The organism is Escherichia sp. KTE52 (assembly GCF_000408325.1).
Classification (GTDB): Bacteria; Pseudomonadota; Gammaproteobacteria; order Enterobacterales; family Enterobacteriaceae; genus Escherichia; species Escherichia marmotae.
The window spans coordinates 279,782-298,482 of the sequence record NZ_KE138680.1 but is presented as its reverse complement, the minus strand read 5'-3'; the positions used below and the strand labels follow the sequence as shown (position 1 = coordinate 298,482).

Below are 18,701 nucleotides of genomic sequence, written 5' to 3'. Positions count from 1 at the left end.
ATAAGATTCATGGGCGCACTAACAATTCAATGGATTGTTCTATCAAGAAGATTGGCAACTTTTTGCATCACTTCCCTGGCATTGTCTATACCTTCAGCTTTCTGCTTTGCTACCCACTGAGCTTGTTCTTGCTGATAACCAATCGCTTTCCGCCAGGCCTCCAGTTCTGCTTTTGTCAGATAGCGAACATGTGTGCCTTCCTGTTCAAGCGTTTTTACCATGTTGATCAGATTGTTATCTAATGCCTGGCCCAGCGCCTTCTGGGTTGTAATAGCAGCTCGCTGAATCGCCTCGCGATCTTGAGTACTGAGGCTTTCCCAGGTGTGTTTATTCATCGTCAAAAGATAAACATGGCCGAGCCAGAGCGAAGGAGAGAGCAACACATTCGGCGCAGCACGTTCAGCATGGATGTCATACCCGCTATCGAGATTGACCATTAAGCCATCGAGTTTCCCGTCGCGGAGTGCTGTCGTAATTTGCTCATTCCACGGTAAGGTTACGGTTTTTGCTCCTGTATTAACTAAATAAGCCCGATGCCAGAAACTGGCTGTTCGCCAGGAAGTTCCCTAAAGAGCGGTTAATTTCATAATGGGTTTGGTAGAAAAAAAGCCTACCGGATAGCCAAGGAAAAATTGTAAGTTCACGACATTGTTACGCTCAATTTCAGCGTTAAGTTCGGGAATTTCTGCATATACGCGACGAAAGAATTCTACCTGACTGGCTCCATGCTCCGGGCCAATAGCAAAGCTCTTGAATATTTGATGAAGCGGTAATTGTTTCGCTGTGTATTCTGGCACCACTATACCCATATCAGCTTTGCTGCCATCACTTATCGTCGCCAGTGCGTCATAGCTGATGGCGATTTCACCGTTCCAGTGAGGTTCAATTTTCAAACGTCCTTGTGACTCTTTTCCAATTTCTGCAAATAATACCTCTTTAATGAGTTGTGTACGCATTCCACCATAAGGTTCATGATCGGTATAGCGAAGTATTTTTTCAGCAGCAATGTTGGGGAAAGATACCAGAAGTAACCCTGATATCAGAGAAAATAAAAAGTGTTTGAATGTCATATCAGTTCCTTCTGTAATTTTGTTGATCGTCGTTAATATTAAAAGCAGTGAACTTTAACAACTAAAATCAAACTTCATATTTTTAAAGTCCAGCCAGGCATTACCTGTGCCAAAATTATACCCGTCGAAATACTCTTCAAACTCAATATAATAAGGCGACATTCCGTCTGGTATAGGCTGCACGAGCGCCATCGAACCACCGAGATGATCGGGCAGATGTGCGCTATGCCACTGGAGAGGTTCACATTTACTCTTTCCCTCTGCATCTTTAGAAAAATAATGAATGGACTGATATTCCGTATCATTTCTTTCTGAGGGGCTAATTCCCGCATTAGGATCAAAAGCGCGCGGCTCGCATGAAATCGCCAGATTGAACGCCAGCGACTGCTCAGGAATGGTGCTCAATTTACGGTAAATAAAATTGCTTTCAGGCGTATCTTTTGGTCTGACGTTAGCCTGAAAATAACTAAATGCACTGCCAATAGCCATCCATTCTGGCGTATCTTGCTGGTCGCGATAGTGGTCAGGTATAAGTTCAGGTGGCTCGCAAAATGGGCCGTTGAACTCGTACTGGGTTAGTAAAATTACCGCATAAGAACAACCTAATATATCTGCCATCCGAAATAGCCGTGGATGTCGTTGCTTTTCTGCCAGCCAAAAAACATAAAGATTTGGATCTTCTGGGAGCGTGCAGGATTCAAAATTTTCAAACACATCCAATATTTCTTCTGTACACGGAGTTCCGCCATCGTTGTGTTCTGGCGCAACTGCAAAGAAAGATAACGCGACAACCTCTGGTCCATAAATCCGATAGTCCTCTGGCAATAGTAGGGTAAATCCATGATTCAATGGGAAACCATTATTTGGATCCAGCGGCCACTGTTCGGGTGTTATGCCTGGTGGTAGTCCAAAGCACCAACCTTGTTGTCGCGGCATATTTTCGCGGATAGGGTAGGGGAGCAGAGTGAGATCATATGATTGCATTGTGTTAGTCCTTTACAACGCGAGCAGGGAAGCGAGCCATAACGTCGTTTACGCCATGGGGAATGTTGAGATTGTTATTCTAAAATCAGTCACCGAGTAGAATTATTTAAATTAATATTAAAATTATTTATATGCTATTAGAATTATCAATTTTATCTAATAACAATCCCGCGCTATAGTCTCTGCATCAGGTAATTAACTCGGAATTTTTAACGTGTTTTCTTATTATTTTCAAGGTCTTGCGCTTGGTGCGGCTATGATCCTGCCGCTCGGTCCGCAAAATGCTTTTGTGATGAATCAGGGCATTCGCCGTCAGTACCACATAATGATTGCCTTACTTTGTGCAATCAGCGATTTAGTCCTGATTTGCGCCGGGATTTTTGGTGGTAGCGCGTTACTGATGCAGTCTCCGTGGTTATTGGCATTAGTGACCTGGGGTGGTGTTGCCTTTTTGTTGTGGTATGGCTTTGGCGCTTTTAAAACTGCGATGGGCAGTAATATTGAACTGGCGAGTGCCGAAGTGATGAAACAGGGGCGATGGAAAATTATCGCCACCATGCTGGCGGTGACCTGGCTGAATCCGCATGTCTATCTGGATACCTTTGTGGTACTGGGCAGCCTGGGCGGTCAACTTGATCCTGACCCAAAACGTTGGTTTGCATTCGGGACGATTAGCGCCTCTTTCCTGTGGTTTTTTGGCCTGGCGTTATTAGCCGCCTGGCTGGCACCGCGTTTGCGTACCGCCAAAGCGCAGCGCATTATCAATTTCGTGGTGGGCTGCGTGATGTGGTTTATCGCTCTACAACTGGCGAAAGAGGGGATTGCCCATGCACAAGCCTTGTTCAGTTAGGTGCTATCTGATGGAAAATTAAAACAGAGACGCTAAGCTTGCCTCCAGAGGTCCTGAATTTTGGGCAAGTCAATTAACACGGAGAGACTAACGTGAAGTTCAAAGTTATCGCCCTGGCGGCATTGATGGGTTTCAGCGGAATGGCAGTACAGGCCAATGAACTACCGGATGGTCCGCATATTGTCACTTCAGGAACAGCAAGCGTGGATGCGGTGCCAGACATTGCCACCCTTGCGATTGAAGTCAACGTGGCAGCGAAGGATGCCGCGACCGCCAAGAAGCAGGCGGATGAGCGTGTGGCGCAATATATCTCTTTCCTTGAACTCAATCAGATCGCGAAAAAAGATATCAGCTCTGCAAATTTACGCACCCAGCCTGATTACGATTACCAGGATGGTAAAAGTATTCTGAAAGGCTACCGGGCGGTGAGAACGGTGGAAGTAACGCTTCGTCAGTTAGACAAACTGAATTCTTTGCTGGATGGCGCGCTGAAGGCCGGGCTTAACGAAATTCGTTCTGTTTCCTTGGGTGTGGCGCAACCTGATGCCTATAAAGATAAAGCGCGTAAGGCGGCGATTGATAATGCGATTCATCAGGCACAGGAGCTGGCGAACGGCTTTAATCGCAAGTTGGGTCCGGTATATAGCGTGCGCTACCATGTTTCCAACTATCAGCCCAGCCCGATGGTTCGAATGATGAAAGCTGATGCCGCGCCGGTTTCCACTCAGGAAACTTACGAGCAGGCTGCTATTCAGTTTGATGATCAGGTTGATGTGGTCTTCCAGTTAGAACCTGTTGATCAGCAACCTGCAAAAACACCTACCGCACAATAATACTTTTAGCCCGACGCCTTTGTCGGGCTAATGTCTTCACCTGATATCGCCTCCTTTTTCTGTAATTTTCTGTAAAACCATGATGCAATCACCTATCTTTGCACGCGATTTCATCAAAGATTGAATAACTGAAACGGTTAAGCGGACAGTGATGTTTGGGGAGAGGGTATGGATATTTTTATTTCAAAAAAGATGCGCAATTTTATTTTATTAGCGCAAACTAATAATATTGCCCGGGCAGCAGAAAAAATACATATGACGGCGTCGCCGTTCGGCAAAAGTATTGCCGCGCTGGAGGAGCAAATTGGTTATACATTGTTTACCCGTAAAGATAACAATATTAGTCTTAATAAAGCTGGACAGGAACTTTATCAAAAACTTTTTCCGGTTTACCAACGAATTTCTGCTATTGATAATGAAATTCATAATTCCGGGCGTCGTTCTCGTGAAATTGTAATTGGTATAGATAATACCTATCCGACGATTATTTTTGATCAGCTAATCAGCCTTGGTGATAAATATGAAGGGGTGACAGCCCAGCCGGTTGAGTTTAGTGAGAATGGGGTTATTGATAATCTCTTCCACCACCAGTTTGATTTTATTATCTCTCCGCAGCATGTCTCCGGGCGTGTAAAGGGGTTGGAGAGCCTGACTATCAGCGAACTTTCGCCGCTGCGACTGGGGTTTCTCGTTTCTCGCCGTTTTGAAGAACGCCAGGAGCAGGAGTTATTACAGGAGCTGCCGTGGTTACAGATGCGCTTTCAGAACCGCGCTAACTATGAAGCGATGATTGATGCGAACATGCGTCCTTGTGGGATTAATCCAACAATCATTTATCGTCCCTACAGTTTTATGGCCAAAATAAGCGCCGTTGAGCGCGGACATTTCCTGACAGTCATTCCACATTTTGCCTGGCGGCTGGTGAACCCGGCAACGCTGAAATATTTTGATGCGCCGCATACGCCAATGTATATGCAGGAATACCTCTATTCACTGAAAAACCATCGCTATACCGCCACGATGCTACAGCAAATTTCTGAAGATCGTGACGGTACGAGCAATTAACTCAGCATCGAGCCAGTTTCGATCAAGTTACGATGCAGATCGAAAACGTGGCTAAGATCGTGGTGAATATGCCCACCAGGTGCATTTTCCAGATAGTGATGCAGATAGTCACGGTACATGGGATGGGCACAGTTATCGATGATAGCGCGTGCGCGCTGAAGTGGGGAGAGGCCGCGCAGGTCGGCAATCCCTTGTTCAGTGATGATCACTTTCACGCTGTGTTCGCTGTGATCGACATGGCTACACATTGGCACGATAGTTGATATCTTGCCTTCTTTGGCGATCGACGGTGCCATAAAGATCGACAGGTAAGCATTGCGTTCAAAATCGCCGCTGCCGCCGATACCGTTCATCAAATTAACTCCGGCAACATGCGTTGAGTTGGCATGTCCGTAAATATCAAACTCCAGACCCACGTTCAGAGCGATAACACCAAGGCGGCGGATAATTTCCGGGTTATTGGAAATCTCCTGCGGACGTAACACAATGCGGCTGGAGAAGTAGTCCATATTGTCGTAAATCTTACGCAGTGAATCGGCAGAGATTGTCAGACTGGAGGCGCTGGCACCGGTGATTTTGCCGGTTTCCAGAAGATGAACCACCGATTCCTGTAGCACTTCCGAATACATCATAAACGGTGGAATATCCGGGTTATCTCCGAGACGTGCCATTACCGCATTATTGATGTCGCCAACCCCACTTTGCAATGGCAAAAACTCCGGTGGAATACGCCCCTGTGCCATTTCACGTAACAGAAAGGTGACTACATTGTCAGCGATTTGCTGGCACATGGGATTTTGCTTATCCAGGATATTACCTGCATCAGGTAAGTTGGTTTCCACGACCGCAACAATCTTTTTCGGATCAATGTGCACATAACGAGTACCGACGCGATCCATTGCATGGAAGATCGAAACGCTATTGCGCCGCGGTGGTGCTCCTGGAATCACAATATCTGCCAGTTCCGCAACGCGCGGATCGTGATAGTGATTGAGTTCAATGATCACTTTCTTTGCCTGCAGTAACCAGGTCGGCGCGTTACCGATCCCACTGGTCAACCAGACACGTCCATCCGGTGCGATCTCTGAAGCTTCAATTACCGCAACATCAATGTCACCGAAGAAGCCGTAGTTGACCATTTGCGCTACTTCGCTCAAATGTAGATCAACAAAACTGACCGCACCCTGATTGATCTTTTTGCGTAATCCAGATGATGTTTGATACGGAGCGCGCCACGAAACAGCGTCAGCTTCAGAGAGTACATCATCGGCGGCGGCGCTAATTGACGCTCCGGTTAGCAGGCGAATTTGGTACGGTTTTTTCGCCTCATGCTGTTCATTGGCACGACGGGCAATAGCAGCAGGCAGGGCTTTAGGTGAACCCGCAGGGGTAAAGCCGCTGAATGCCACCATATCGTTGTGCCGGATAATTTCCGCCGCTTCATCGGCGGTCATCCTTGCCCAGGTCATACTCATCCTTTACTCCTTTGTTCGCAGATCATTAATGACCGACGAAATTAGGTTTACGTTTTTCCAGGAAGGCGTTCATACCTTCCTGATAATCCTCGCTGTCATAAACCTCCCGGCGCATCCCCTGAATACGTTCAAACTCATCTGAATTCATGGTGTGTGCTTCGCCCAACACGCGCAGTTCTTCCTTGATTACCGCAATCGCCAGCGGTGCTTTTTCGGAAATGTGGTGAGCCATTTGTAAGGTGAAATCTTCCAGCTCGTTGAGGTCAACAACGTGGTTGAGAATGCCAACAGCCAGCGCGCGTTGGGCTGTGATTGGCGAAGCGGTAAAAATCAGCTCTTTGACAATGTGGAAACCCGCGTCACGGGTCAGGTTGTGAATGCCGACCAGGTTATATGGGACGCCGAGGTTAACTGGCGTCATTGAGAAGGTGGAGGTGCTGGCGGCGATGATCAGATCGGAACTCATGATCATTTCAAATGCGCCTCCCCAGACGCTCCCTTCAACCATCGAAATTACCGGTTTGGGGCATTTTTGGATCATGCGGGTGATTTGGCGTAGCGGATCATCGTAGGAGAGTGGATCGCGGCCGCCTGATGGCAGTTCATGAATATCGTGACCTGCGGAGAACACTTTGGAACCACTCGGGGCACGCAGAATGATACAACGGATTTCCGGACGGTTGAGATCGCTTAATGCCTGGAGCAGGTCATCAATAAAGACTTTACTTAATGCATTGAGTTTGCGGCCATAGTTAAACTCAATTACCGCAACTTTGTTGATGGTGACAACATTAACATACTGATAAGACATAAAAATTCCTTTAATCAAAATATTGAGTCTGGATAAATTCACTGAGTTGCCGCAGGCCGGTGCGCGGCGAAAGCGTGTTGTTTTTGACTGCTAATAGCGTCTGGCGGTAATAGCGATCGAAATCTTCATTAGCGAACAGGTGGTGCAGCACTTCTTCCTCGGTTTGCTTACGCAGCCATTCCACCGATTGTTGCTGCCGCATCAGGGGCAAACGACCGCTGGCGGTAAGCGCGGTTTTGAAATCGATAATCGCGTGCCAAATCTCATCGATACCGCATTTTTCCAGTGCGCTACAGGTGAGGACTCGTGGTTGCCATTCTTCATATTTGCGACGCAGAATATGTAGGGCGCTTTCGTACATATGGCGGGCAATGGCGACATTCGTGTGGTTATCGCCATCGTCTTTGTTGATGACAACCAGATCTGCCACCTCCATTAGCCCCTTTTTAATGCCCTGGAGATCATCACCACCACCGGCAATTTGTAGTGAGATAAAACAGTCGACCATGCGGGCTACTTCCGTTTCCGACTGTCCGACGCCGACGGTTTCAACGATCACCACGTCATAACCCGCCGCTTCGCATAACAGCATTAACTCCCGTGCTCGTTGGCTGGCACCGCCCAGATGACCAGATGACGGAACCGGGCGAATAAACGCCGCATCGGCACGAGCCAGTTCGGTCATACGTGTCTTGTCACCAAGGATGCTGCCACCGGTTACCGGGCTGCTGGGATCAACGGCAATCACCGCGACCTTCAACCCCTGGCGAATTAGCTGCATGCCGAAGACTTCAAGAAAGGTACTTTTCCCCGCGCCGGGTGTACCGGTAACGCCCAGCCGCAGCGCATTTCCACAGAATGGCATGATGGTATCGAGCAACAGGTTACTTAGCGCCTGATGACGCGGATGGCGGCTTTCTACCAGCGTCATGGCTTGGGCAAGTGTGGCTCGTTCACCCTCACGTAAGCGGCGAATGTTGTCTGCTAGTGTGGTTTCGTTAATCATGATGCTGGCTAATTCGGTTCAGCACATCACGTACACTGTCGAGCATGGGAGTACCCGGGCCATAAATCGCCGCCACGCCACGCTCTTGCAGGAAGGCATAATCTTGCGGTGGAATAACGCCGCCAGCGACTACACAGATATCTTCGCGCCCCCATTTTTTAAGGGCTTCGACCAGTTCCGGGATCAGCGTTTTGTGTCCAGCCGCGAGAGAGGATGCGCCCACCACATGAACGTCGTTTTCTACCGCCAGTCTGGAGATCTCTTCTGGCGTCGAGAACATCGGGCTGAGATCAACGTCAAAACCCAGATCGGAATAGGCGCTGGCAATGACTTTCGCTCCGCGATCGTGCCCATCCTGACCCATTTTTGCGATCAGAATACGTGGGCGACGACCATTGTTGGCGAGGAACAGCTCCGTTTGCGCAACAATGGCATCAAATTCGCAGGCTGATTTTTCCGACTGGTGATAACTTTGCGCAATCACGCCGGTAACACACTGACTCGGCACCAGATAACGGTCAAAAGCGGCCTCCAGTGCATCGGAAATCTCACCCAATGTCGCGCGAACGCGTGCTGCATTAACAGCGGCAGCCAGCAGGTTTTCGTTTTGCAGCGCAGCGTTAGTCAGGGCGTTCAGCGCGGCGGTTACGGCTGCATCATCACGGGTGGCACGAATGCGTTCCAGCGAAGCAATTTGCTCGTTACGAACCATCACATTGTCGATCTCCAGTACATCGGTTTTGTCTTCGTGATCCCGTTTGTACTTGTTCACGCCAACTATCACCCGTTTGCCCTGGTCGATCAGCGATTGTTCACGCGCAGATGCTTCTTCGATCATTCGTTTTGGCAAGCCCGCTTCGATCGCTTTCGCCATGCCACCGGCTTCGTCGATCTGATCAATGATGGCTCTGGCCTGTTTCACGATCTGATCAGTTAGTGACTCAACGTAATAAGAACCGGCTAGCGGATCGACGGTGCGGCAGAGTTCTGACTCTTCCTGAATAATGATCTGAGTGTTGCGGGCAATACGTGCCGAGAAATCGGTCGGCAGACCAAGAGCTTCATCAAAAGCGTTGGTATGCAGCGACTGAGTACCGCCCAGAGTCGCGGCCAGTGCCTCAATGGTGGTGCGGATAACGTTGTTATAGGGATCTTGCTCGGTGAGACTCCAGCCGGAGGTTTGACAGTGGGTACGCAGCGCCAGTGATTTCGGATCTTTGGCTCCAAATCCGCTTACCGCTTCGCTCCAGAGATAACGTGCGGCACGCAGCATGGCGATGTTCATAAACAGATCCATGCCAATACCGAAGAAGAACGACAGACGTGGGGCAAAGTCGTCAATTTTCAGACCAGCAGAGAGTGCAGCTTTGATGTATTCAATCCCATCAGCCAGGGTGAATGCCACCTGCTGCACGCAATTTGCACCCGCTTCGCCCATGTGGTAGCCGCTAATACTGATGGTATTAAAGCGCGGCATATTGCCGGAACACCAGGCGATGATATCAGCGATAATGCGCATAGACGGTTTCGGCGGGTAAATATAGGTATTGCGGCAGAGGTACTCTTTCAGGATGTCGTTCTGGATGGTGCCAGTAAGTTTATCGGGGGGAACTCCTTGCTCTTCAGCGGCCACGATATAAAACGCCAGTACTGGCAGGACTGCGCCGTTCATGGTCATTGACACCGACATTTTATCCAGTGGAATTTGGTCGAACAGCACCTTCATATCTTCTACGGTGTCTATAGCAACGCCCGCTTTTCCGACATCGCCAGCAACACGCGGATTGTCGGAGTCGTAACCGCGGTGGGTGGCGAGGTCAAAGGCAACGGAAAGACCTTTTTGCCCGGCCGCGAGGTTACGGCGATAAAAGGCGTTAGACTCTTTGGCCGTTGAGAAACCGGCATATTGGCGGATGGTCCATGGCTGGGCTGTGTACATGGTGGCGCGGGGGCCACGAACGTAGGGCGGCAAGCCAGGAAGGGTGCCTGTCACTTCCAAATTGTTGAGATCGACTTCGGTATACAGCGGCTTGATGGCGATCCCTTCCGCCGTTTGCCGTACCAGTGAGTCGACGGTTTTTTCCCGACGGCTCAACTCCTTGTTGGCAAGCTGTTGCCACTCCTGCACGTTTGACATTATTTGCTCCATAAAGCGCAATAAAAATAGGGGATTTGCGCTTACGGTGAGCTTTTTAAACGGGTTTGTCGCCAGCAAAAAAAATGCATTGAGGCGTCGTTTTTTGCCGTGTGAGATTTGTCTCTTTTGTGACGTTGTTCAAAGAAGGTAAAAAGAAAGAAGGAAAATGCCTGATATGTGCTATCAGGCATTAATTGATTGATTAATCCTGACGAAGTACTTTGTGACCATAGTCGAGCAAAGCATCAGTGACTTTACGCATCATGCGGCTTTCTGGGGCAAAGCGATGCCAGTAGAGCATTCGCCGTTGAAACAGCCCCGGTGTCAGGTCTATCAACTCGCCGCTAGCCAGTTCTTTCTCAATTTGTAGGTGTGGGATCATACAGCAGGTTGTTCCCTGGCGAGCGAGTTGAACGAAGGCTTCTGACGAGTTAACGATATGGCACGGAACGCTACCTGGCGGCAGATCGAAGTTTTGCTGCAAAAATGCCTGGTGCATATCGTCAAGATGGTCAAACGCCACCACCGGTGCCTTGAGCAGCGCGGAGCGGCTTACTCCGTTGGGGAAGTATTTCTCAGCAAACGGTTTGGAGCTGACGAACAGATAGTCAAGCGCGCCAAGTTTATCGACAAGACAGCTTGGTAGCGCCTGATGTTGAATACTCACCGCGCCGACCACTTCGCCACGACGCAGGCGCTCCTGGGTACGGGTTTCATCTTCCACCTGTAAATTCAGACGGATAGGCGAGTCAGCCAGCACAGGAGCGAGCGCCGGAAGCAGCCAGGTTGCCAGACTGTCGGCGTTGACTGCAAGCGAAAGCAGTAGCGGGGTTGAACCGGTTTGTTCATCGCCCAGCCACTCCTCTTCCAGCAACTCAACCTGGCGAAGCAGTGCCAGCAGTTTTTGCCCTTGCTCAGTAGGCCGCGGCGGGACAGTGCGCACCAGTAACGGCTGCCCGAACATATTTTCTAGCTGCTTAATGCGCTGTGAGACGGCTGATTGCGTAATGCACAATTTCTGTGCCGCACGCTCAAATCCTCGTTCACGTATCACCGCATCCAGTGCCTGTAATGTCCTGTAGTCCGGGCGTTTCATTGCTTTAACCTACTCCTCAAATTTTCTTATGCCGAACTATGACATAATTTTGCTTTGGGTACAGAGCATTTAGCGTATGAAAAAGTAGCTATAATGGAAATTTTGGGTGGCGTTACCGTGTCTTTTTGTCTTTGTGGAGACCCGGGAAAAGTTCTGTAGAGCTTCACTTTTATCGGTGCAGCTTCAGATATGCACGCTGGTTGATAAAAGGGGTCACCCGATGCCTGCTGATATCCAGGCTTGCAGGGACGAAAGAGAATTCCCCCTATTGCCTGTTATTCATGGATGAGTTAGTCGCACGACTTGCTGACGGGGTCTGAACCGCGTTTTTTGTATATAATGCGTGTGAAATTTCATACCACAGGCGAAACGATCATGACGCAGGATGAATTGAAAAAAGCAGTAGGATGGGCGGCACTTCAGTATGTTCAGCCCGGGACCATTGTTGGTGTAGGTACAGGTTCCACCGCCGCACACTTTATTGATGCACTCGGCACGATGAAAGGTCAGATTGAAGGGGCAGTTTCCAGCTCCGATGCATCCACTGAAAAACTGAAAAGCCTTGGCATTCACGTTTTTGACCTCAATGAAGTGGACAGCCTTGGAATTTACGTCGACGGAGCAGATGAAATCAACGGCCATATGCAGATGATCAAAGGTGGTGGCGCGGCGCTGACCCGTGAAAAAATCATCGCTTCAGTCGCGAAGAAGTTTATCTGTATTGCAGATGCTTCCAAGCAGGTCGATATTCTGGGTAAATTCCCACTGCCGGTAGAAGTTATCCCGATGGCGCGTAGTGCAGTAGCTCGTCAGTTGGTGAAATTAGGCGGCCGTCCGGAATACCGTCAGGGCGTGGTGACTGATAACGGCAACGTGATCCTCGACGTTCACGGCATGGAAATTCTTGACCCGGTGGCGATGGAAAACGCAATTAACGCTATCCCTGGCGTGGTTACTGTTGGTCTGTTTGCCAACCGTGGTGCGGATGTCGCGCTGATTGGCACACCTGACGGCGTCAAAACCATTGTGAAATGATCTGACGGGGGAGTTCTCTCCCCCGTTAAAAATTTTTTTCATTGTTAAATTTGGTGACATCTGTCACGTTTTTAACCCTCTGTTACCTAACGCTCTAAACAAAGTCTTATCTCCAGCATTTTCTTCTGTTAATCAACCTTGCGTGATATTTCCTCAACATCGCGACGCAAACGTTCATATTGCCGCAATATTATTTTTTGATATGTTGAAAGGCGGATGTAAATCCACACACAACATTTCAAAGACAGGATTGGGTAAATGGCAAAGGTATCGCTGGAGAAAGACAAGATTAAGTTTCTGCTGGTAGAAGGCGTGCACCAAAAGGCGCTGGAAAGCCTTCGCGCGGCGGGTTACACCAACATCGAATTTCACAAAGGCGCGCTGGATGATGAACAATTAAAAGAATCCATCCGCGATGCCCACTTCATCGGCCTGCGATCCCGTACCCATCTGACAGAAGACGTGATCAATGCCGCAGAAAAGCTGGTCGCTATTGGTTGTTTCTGCATAGGCACAAACCAGGTTGATTTAAATGCTGCGGCAAAACGTGGGATCCCGGTATTTAACGCACCGTTTTCGAATACGCGTTCCGTTGCTGAGCTGGTGATTGGCGAACTTTTGCTGCTATTGCGCGGAGTGCCGGAGGCCAACGCTAAAGCGCACCGTGGCGTGTGGAACAAACTGGCGGCGGGTTCTTTTGAAGCTCGCGGCAAAAAGCTGGGTATCATTGGCTATGGTCATATTGGTACGCAGCTTGGCATTCTCGCGGAGTCGCTGGGGATGTATGTTTACTTCTATGATATTGAAAACAAACTGCCACTGGGCAACGCGACTCAAGTGCAACATCTTTCCGACCTGCTGAATATGAGCGACGTGGTAAGTCTGCATGTGCCAGAAAATCCGTCCACCAAAAATATGATGGGCGCGAAAGAGATTGCGCTGATGAAGCCCGGTTCGCTACTGATTAACGCCTCGCGCGGTACTGTAGTCGATATTCCGGCACTGTGTGACGCGCTGGCGAGCAAACACCTTGCTGGTGCGGCAATTGACGTATTCCCGACGGAACCGGCGACCAACAGTGATCCGTTTACCTCTCCGCTGTGCGAATTCGACAACGTCCTGCTGACGCCACACATTGGCGGTTCGACTCAGGAAGCGCAGGAGAATATCGGCCTGGAAGTTGCAGGAAAATTGATCAAGTACTCTGACAATGGCTCCACGCTTTCTGCGGTGAACTTCCCGGAAGTATCGCTGCCGTTGCACGGTGGTCGTCGTCTGATGCACATCCATGAAAACCGTCCGGGCGTGCTGACTGCGCTGAACAAAATATTTGCCGAGCAGGGCGTTAACATCGCCGCGCAGTACCTGCAAACGTCTGCTCAGATGGGCTACGTAGTTATTGATATTGAAGCCGATGAAGACGTTGCCGAAAAAGCATTGCAGGCCATGAAAGCTATTCCTGGCACCATTCGCGCCCGTTTGCTGTACTGATTCCCCTTCTCTGACAAACAACGGGCAGGTCGCTGACTTGCCCGTTTTTTTGTCCCTTTTCCCCATGCTTCTCACCACATTTGCAGGGTTGTGCAATCGCCTTTGTGAGCCTGCTCGAAGAAAGAAATCAAAGCCAGATCAATACGTTGTGTTTACTCGAAGAAGATTTACGATGGCGGTGCAGCATGGCGCTGTAACGGTAAAGACCTCACCGAAGCGAGGGCTTAAAGGAGAAGGGGTATGATGTGACTTGTCATCATACTGATTGTACTGTTACTGATAAATTTGCCAGCTTATTAACAGTCAGTCTCAGGACCCTTACTCACTAAATTAGGTTAAAAAATAAACGATATCAATCAGGGCGATGCAGGTGTGTCGACCTCACCACTCCCAGACTTTCGACGGTGTAACCACCGCAGGTAGCGGAATATCCCACTCTTCGACAGGAAGTTTTTCTACTAACTGACAATCATGTGCATAACCAACTGGCTGCATTTTATAGTGCTGCCAGTTTTGCAATGTCCGATCATAAAAACCGCCACCCATTCCCAGGCGTTGACCGTACTTATCAAAGGCTACCAGCGGCGTTATGAGGACATCTAATTGGGAAAGGGGAAGTACATCGCGCACGTCCAGTTTCGGCTCGTGGATTTTTAATCTGTTCACCACCAGTTCACTTTGCGGATGGTAATTCAGGAACAGTAAGTTACCGACACTAAAGGGATGCAAAACTGGAAGATATACGCGCTTACCGGCACGCCAGAGCTGTTCTATGAGCGGTTGGGTGTCGAGTTCGCCATCAAATGAGAGAAAAACGGCAACCGTATGCGCCATTACAACAGGGGGGTAGTTCATCATCCGGGTTGCGGCCTGCTGACCCATTTCGCGTTGTTGCTCCGGCGTTAAGGCACGACGGCGATGCCGAATTATTTTACGGATTTCTTGTCGGGATAATGTAAGTGGAAGTTCTGGTAGTTGTGTCATGGCTGGTGCCAGATAAGAAGGGAATCTCCGAGATGCCGCCGCAGGCTGTAACCCTTGAACCCTTGGTTCAAGGTGAATGTGTCGTCGCAGTTTTAAGGCTTCTCGGACGAACCGAGCATGCTCACCAACCACGGAGCGCCACATTCTTGTGGTATGAAATATCGGCTCAGGGGACTGGCCCGCTTGCGAACATCTCAGAGAAATTTTGTCTTCACGTTTACTCTACCACAGTAAACCGAAAAGTGTCATTCAAAGTTTTGGTTCGTTTTTTCGGTGATGCGACCTTGTTCAAGTAACGCTTGTTCTATGGTCTGTTGCAGCATCCGAATACGCTGTTCCATACTTGCCGCGTAGTCACGAGTCTTCGCTTTTTCTTGCGCTAACTCATAGCTGATGTTCAATGCAGCAATGAAAACCAACTGTTCTGTATTTGTGACTCTAGTGCGTTCTTTCAGATCTTGCAACCGTTGGTTCAGATCGTCCGCAGCCTGATTCAACGCATCCCTTTGGTCAGGCGGGCAGTTCACACGCAGTGAACGGCCAAAAATTTGGATATCGACGGGTTGTGCAGACATGCCACCTTCCTGCTGATTGACTGCGCTGCCTTCGCCTTCAGACCTTTGGTCTGCGAAGGGGCGAAACTATAGCTACCCTGGTGCAATGAGACAAGCCCTTTTCTGGTTCACCAGGGTCCAAAGTGATAGCATATCATGAATCTTCCTCCCTTTGATGTCGAATGCTTATGTCTATACAGAACGAAATGCCTGGTTACAACGAGATGAACCAGTATCTGAACCAACAAGGGACAGGTCTGACCCCTGCTGAAATGCATGGTTTAATCAGCGGGATGCTTTGCGGTGGCAATGATGACAGCTCATGGCTGCCGCTGCTTCATGACCTGACGAACGAAGGCATGGCTTTCGGTCATGAGCTGGCACAGGCATTGCGTAAAATGCACTCTGCTACCAGCGATGCCCTGCAAGATGACGGCTTCCTTTTTCAGCTTTATCTGCCTGATGGCGATGATGTCAGCGTTTTCGATCGCGCTGATGCACTGGCAGGCTGGGTAAATCACTTCCTGCTTGGTCTTGGCGTCACACAACCGAAGCTCGACAAAGTGACCGGTGAAACCGGTGAAGCTATTGACGATTTGCGTAACATTGCACAACTGGGCTACGACGAAGACGAAGATCAGGAAGAGCTGGAAATGTCCCTCGAAGAGATCATTGAATACGTTCGTGTTGCTGCGCTGTTATGTCACGACACCTTTACCCATCCGCAACCGACCGCGCCAGAAGTACAAAAGCCGACTCTACACTAAAAACAAAAAACGTAAGGAGAGTGTTATGAGTGAGATATCTCAGCAAGAATTTCAGCGCCGCCGCCAGGCTTTACTGGCGCAAATGCAACCTGCCAGCGCCGCGCTGATTTTCGCAGCGCCAGAAGTGACCCGTAGCGCCGACAGCGAATATCCCTATCGTCAAAACAGCGACTTCTGGTACTTCACTGGCTTTAATGAGCCAGAAGCAGTGCTGGTGCTGATTAAAAGCGATGACACTCATAACCACAGCGTTCTGTTTAACCGCGTTCGCGACCTGACGGCAGAGATCTGGTTTGGCCGTCGCCTGGGGCAAGATGCCGCACCGGAAAAACTAGGCGTTGACCGCGCACTGGCGTTCAGCGAAATCAATCAGCAACTTTATCAACTACTTAACGGTCTGGATGTGGTTTACCATGCCCAGGGCGAATATGCGTATGCTGATGAAATAGTGAACAGTGCACTGGAAAAACTGCGTAAAGGCTCGCGGCAAAATCTCACCGCTCCGGCAACGATGATCGACTGGCGCCCTGTTGTTCATGAAATGCGCCTGTTCAAATCGCCAGAAGAGATTGCCGTACTTCGCCGCGCTGGTGAAATCACCGCACTGGCGCACACTCGGGCGATGGAAAAATGCCGTCCAGGAATGTTTGAGTACCATCTGGAAGGCGAAATTCACCACGAATTTAACCGCCACGGCGCACGTTATCCTTCCTACAACACCATTGTCGGCAGCGGTGAAAATGGCTGCATTTTGCATTACACCGAAAACGAGTGTGAACTGCGCGACGGCGACCTGGTGTTGATTGACGCGGGGTGTGAATATAAAGGTTACGCTGGCGATATTACCCGCACCTTCCCGGTCAATGGCAAATTCACTCAGGCACAGCGTGAAATCTACGACATTGTGCTGGAGTCTCTTGAAACCAGTTTGCGCCTGTATCGTCCGGGAACCTCCATTCAGGAAGTCACGGGTGAAGTGGTGCGTATCATGATTAGCGGCCTGGTAAAACTGGGGATCCTGAAAGGTGACGTCGATGAACTGATCGCCCAAAATGCCCATCGTCCTTTCTTTATGCATGGCCTTAGCCACTGGTTAGGTCTGGATGTTCATGATGTGGGTGTTTATGGTCAGGAGCGCTCGCGCATTCTTGAACCGGGTATGGCTTTGACCGTAGAGCCGGGGCTGTATATCGCGCCGGATGCAGATGTGCCGGAACAATATCGCGGTATCGGCATTCGTATTGAAGACGATATTGTGATTACTGAAACCGGTAACGAAAACCTCACCGCCAGCGTGGTGAAAAAGCCGGAAGAAATCGAAGCATTGATGGCGGCCGCGAGAAAGCAATGAGCGTAATCATCGTCGGTGGCGGCATGGCTGGCGCGACGCTGGCGCTGGCTATTTCCCGGTTAAGTCACGGGGCGCTGCCGGTACATCTGATTGAAGCGACTGCACCGGAATCACATGTTCATCCTGGCTTTGATGGCCGAGCTATTGCGCTGGCGGCGGGCACCTGCCAGCAACTGGCGCGCATCGGCGTCTGGCAATCTCTGGCTGATTGCGCAACCGCCATCACCACTGTTCATGTCAGCGATTGCGGTCATGCTGGATTCGTCACCCTCGCCGCAGAAGATTATCAACTGGCGGCACTGGGGCAGGTTGTTGAGTTGCACAATGTCGGGCAACGGCTGTTTACATTGTTGCGCAAAGCGCCTGGCGTGACGCTGCACTGTCCGGATCGCGTTGCTAACGTTTCTCGTACTCAGGATAACGTTGCCGTAACGCTGGAGAGTGGCGAGACGCTGACGGGGCGTGTGCTGGTTGCGGCTGATGGTACGCATTCAGCATTAGCGACCACCTGCGGCGTTGACTGGCAGCAAGAGCCTTACGAACAACTGGCAGTGATTGCTAATGTTGCTACCTCTGTTGCGCATGAAGGCCGTGCTTTTGAGCGCTTTACGCAATATGGCCCGCTGGCGATGTTGCCGATGTCTGGCGGACGTTGTTCGCTGGTCTGGTGTCACCCGCTGGAACGGGGCGATGAGGTCATGGCGTGGAGCGACGAGACGTTTTGCCGTGAACTCCAGTCCGCTTTTGGCTGGCGTCTGGGGCAAATTACCCACGCCGGTAAACGCAGTGCTTATCCGCTGGCGTTAACCCGCGCCGCTAAACCCATTACCCATCGCACCGTGCTGGTGGGTAATGCAGCGCAAACCCTGCATCCGATTGCCGGACAAGGATTTAACCTCGGTATGCGTGATGTTATGAGCCTTGCAGAAACCCTGACTCAGGCGCAAGAACGTGGTGAAGACATTGGTGATTACGGCGTATTGTGCCGCTACCAGCAGCGTCGGCAGAGCGATCGCGAAGCGACTATCGGCGTTACGGACAGTCTGGTGCATCTTTTTGCCAACCGTTGGGTGCCGCTGGTTGTCGGGCGCAACCTCGGGCTGATGGCGATGGAATTATTCACTCCGGCACGCGATGTGCTGACGCAGCGCACCCTCGGTTGGGTGGCGCGTTGAAGGCGGTTTTAAGGAAT

The 18,701-nt window shown here is 50.1% G+C and carries 17 protein-coding genes, 1 other RNA gene and 1 pseudogene; 9 read left to right on the top strand and 10 right to left on the bottom strand.

Translation table 11 applies throughout. The annotated features are described in order from the left end of the window. Window positions 1-26 precede the first annotated feature (26 nt). A pseudogene (gene dctP / locus A1SC_RS0122030) lies at window positions 27-1,070 on the bottom strand (TRAP transporter substrate-binding protein DctP). A gap of 54 nt (window positions 1,071-1,124) precedes the next feature. After that, window positions 1,125-2,054, bottom strand: coding sequence for a hypothetical protein (locus tag A1SC_RS10190; protein ID WP_016262514.1), 930 nt, complete (start codon window positions 2,052-2,054; stop codon window positions 1,125-1,127). Between the two features lie 214 nt (window positions 2,055-2,268). Here A1SC_RS10190 and argO point away from each other — a divergent pair, with 214 nt between their 5' ends. The 3 genes from argO to srsR all read left to right on the top strand — a co-directional run bounded on the left by argO (window position 2,269) and on the right by srsR (window position 4,802). Beyond that, window positions 2,269-2,904: an arginine exporter ArgO gene (gene argO, locus A1SC_RS10195; protein WP_000493344.1), complete on the top strand. Its 636-nt coding sequence runs from the start codon at window positions 2,269-2,271 to the stop codon at window positions 2,902-2,904. Between the two features lie 92 nt (window positions 2,905-2,996). Further along, entirely contained in the window at window positions 2,997-3,737 is a 741-nt protein-coding gene (locus A1SC_RS10200; RefSeq protein ID WP_000669823.1) for an oxidative stress defense protein, read from the top strand. A 168-nt stretch (window positions 3,738-3,905) separates the two neighbouring features. Continuing rightward, window positions 3,906-4,802: a LysR family transcriptional regulator SrsR gene (gene srsR, locus A1SC_RS10205; protein WP_000350787.1), complete on the top strand. Its 897-nt coding sequence runs from the start codon at window positions 3,906-3,908 to the stop codon at window positions 4,800-4,802. On the opposite strand, the gene scpC is transcribed toward srsR, so the two are convergent. The 5 genes from scpC to argP form a co-directional block, all read right to left on the bottom strand. Further along, a complete protein-coding gene (gene scpC / locus A1SC_RS10210) occupies window positions 4,799-6,277 on the bottom strand; it encodes a propionyl-CoA:succinate CoA transferase (protein WP_016262513.1) in 1,479 nt (492 codons plus the stop codon). The genes srsR and scpC overlap by 4 nt on opposite strands. Window positions 6,278-6,302: 25 nt before the next feature. Next, window positions 6,303-7,088 carry a methylmalonyl-CoA decarboxylase gene (scpB, locus tag A1SC_RS10215; RefSeq protein ID WP_016262512.1) on the bottom strand — a complete coding sequence of 262 codons (786 nt, stop codon included), beginning with the start codon at window positions 7,086-7,088 and terminating at the stop codon, window positions 6,303-6,305. Between the two features lie 10 nt (window positions 7,089-7,098). Then, complete coding sequence (meaB, locus tag A1SC_RS10220; protein ID WP_016262511.1) at window positions 7,099-8,094, bottom strand: methylmalonyl Co-A mutase-associated GTPase MeaB; 996 nt, start codon at window positions 8,092-8,094, stop codon at window positions 7,099-7,101. Beyond that, window positions 8,087-10,231 carry a methylmalonyl-CoA mutase gene (scpA, locus tag A1SC_RS10225; protein ID WP_016249171.1) on the bottom strand — a complete coding sequence of 715 codons (2,145 nt, stop codon included), beginning with the start codon at window positions 10,229-10,231 and terminating at the stop codon, window positions 8,087-8,089. Before scpA ends, meaB begins: the two co-directional genes overlap by 8 nt. A gap of 202 nt (window positions 10,232-10,433) precedes the next feature. Further along, complete coding sequence (gene argP, locus A1SC_RS10230; RefSeq protein ID WP_000828349.1) at window positions 10,434-11,327, bottom strand: DNA-binding transcriptional regulator ArgP; 894 nt, start codon at window positions 11,325-11,327, stop codon at window positions 10,434-10,436. Window positions 11,328-11,702: 375 nt separating this feature from the next. Between argP and rpiA the strand changes: the two genes are divergently transcribed. The 3 genes from rpiA (at window position 11,703) to A1SC_RS26255 (ending at window position 14,153) form a co-directional block, all read left to right on the top strand. Continuing rightward, a complete protein-coding gene (gene rpiA / locus A1SC_RS10235; RefSeq protein WP_016249170.1) occupies window positions 11,703-12,362 on the top strand; it encodes a ribose-5-phosphate isomerase RpiA in 660 nt (219 codons plus the stop codon). 258 nt (window positions 12,363-12,620) lie between these two features. Continuing rightward, window positions 12,621-13,853 carry a phosphoglycerate dehydrogenase gene (gene serA, locus A1SC_RS10240; RefSeq protein WP_001151616.1) on the top strand — a complete coding sequence of 411 codons (1,233 nt, stop codon included), beginning with the start codon at window positions 12,621-12,623 and terminating at the stop codon, window positions 13,851-13,853. A gap of 255 nt (window positions 13,854-14,108) precedes the next feature. Continuing rightward, window positions 14,109-14,153, top strand: a complete 45-nt coding sequence (locus A1SC_RS26255; protein ID WP_370567170.1) for a hypothetical protein — start codon at window positions 14,109-14,111, stop codon at window positions 14,151-14,153. Window positions 14,154-14,234: 81 nt separating this feature from the next. On the opposite strand, the gene A1SC_RS10245 is transcribed toward A1SC_RS26255, so the two are convergent. The 3 genes from A1SC_RS10245 to zapA form a co-directional block, all read right to left on the bottom strand. Then, window positions 14,235-14,837 (bottom strand): 5-formyltetrahydrofolate cyclo-ligase, encoded by a 603-nt coding sequence (locus A1SC_RS10245; RefSeq protein ID WP_024214628.1) that lies wholly within the window; start codon window positions 14,835-14,837, stop codon window positions 14,235-14,237. A gap of 20 nt (window positions 14,838-14,857) precedes the next feature. Further along, a non-coding RNA gene (gene ssrS / locus A1SC_RS22910) (6S RNA) lies at window positions 14,858-15,041 on the bottom strand. Window positions 15,042-15,082: 41 nt separating this feature from the next. Then, window positions 15,083-15,412 (bottom strand): cell division protein ZapA, encoded by a 330-nt coding sequence (gene zapA, locus A1SC_RS10250; protein WP_001276008.1) that lies wholly within the window; start codon window positions 15,410-15,412, stop codon window positions 15,083-15,085. A gap of 167 nt (window positions 15,413-15,579) precedes the next feature. Here zapA and ygfB point away from each other — a divergent pair, with 167 nt between their 5' ends. The 3 genes from ygfB to ubiH are packed head-to-tail and all read left to right on the top strand — an operon-like array spanning window position 15,580 to window position 18,684. Next, window positions 15,580-16,158, top strand: a complete 579-nt coding sequence (gene ygfB, locus A1SC_RS10255; RefSeq protein WP_001517036.1) for a UPF0149 family protein YgfB — start codon at window positions 15,580-15,582, stop codon at window positions 16,156-16,158. Window positions 16,159-16,183: 25 nt separating this feature from the next. After that, complete coding sequence (gene pepP, locus A1SC_RS10260) at window positions 16,184-17,509, top strand: Xaa-Pro aminopeptidase (RefSeq protein ID WP_016262509.1); 1,326 nt, start codon at window positions 16,184-16,186, stop codon at window positions 17,507-17,509. Continuing rightward, window positions 17,506-18,684 carry a 2-octaprenyl-6-methoxyphenyl hydroxylase gene (gene ubiH, locus A1SC_RS10265; protein ID WP_016262508.1) on the top strand — a complete coding sequence of 393 codons (1,179 nt, stop codon included), beginning with the start codon at window positions 17,506-17,508 and terminating at the stop codon, window positions 18,682-18,684. Before pepP ends, ubiH begins: the two co-directional genes overlap by 4 nt. Window positions 18,685-18,701: the final 17 nt, after the last annotated feature.